The organism is Sunxiuqinia dokdonensis (assembly GCF_001270965.1).
Classification (GTDB): Bacteria; Bacteroidota; Bacteroidia; order Bacteroidales; family Prolixibacteraceae; genus Sunxiuqinia; species Sunxiuqinia dokdonensis.
Map to the genome: position 1 here is coordinate 1 of NZ_LGIA01000115.1, position 541 is coordinate 541.

At 52.1% G+C, this 541-nt stretch carries 2 protein-coding genes; both read right to left on the reverse strand.

Annotation, left to right across the window (positions count from 1 at the left end; all coding sequences use genetic code 11):
• On the reverse strand, positions 1 to 216 hold a 216-nt coding region (locus NC99_RS07605; RefSeq protein ID WP_157624636.1), incomplete at its 3' end, for a hypothetical protein.
• Between the two features lie 5 nt (positions 217 to 221).
• Positions 222 to 541, reverse strand: a 320-nt coding sequence (gene traM / locus NC99_RS07610) for a conjugative transposon protein TraM (protein WP_157624639.1), incomplete at its 5' end; no start/stop codon positions are given.

Consider the following 541-nt stretch of genomic DNA (forward strand, 5'->3'; position numbering starts at 1 on the left):
CCCGTCAAAGGGCTCGGCGGCCTTGAGGCGAATCAGGTTTGGTAACTCAGGAACAACTTCGGCCAAAATAAGCGTAGGATCGCCCACCTGCAAGTAGCTGACCCGGTCGGGACAGACCAGGTGGGTGGCTTTGTTCTCATGGATGGTGATCCTGTTTTGGGCCGGTGCGGTCATTTGGATCAAGACCAGTACGGTGATGATTAAAACGTTTCTCATGGCTTTTATTTTTGATTGATTAAATAGACCAGGGTGTTTTCCCTGATGGTAACTTTTTTCAGGCGGGTCATCTTAAACAGCGATTGGGCAGTCCGGTCAGCGGCACGCACGCCGGCGTAGGTCAGCGGATCGGCAGTGACGCCAAACAGTGAAGAAGTATTGGTTGAGCCACCCACTTCCTTGGCCACCTTCCGCACGGCGTTGTCCGGGACATACAGCCCCTCCATGCCATCCAGGTCATGGATGGAAAGATCTACCGACATAAAGTTGTCCTGAACAGGAATCTGTGTCACATGGATATGCAGCCGTTCGTTTTTGATTTGAC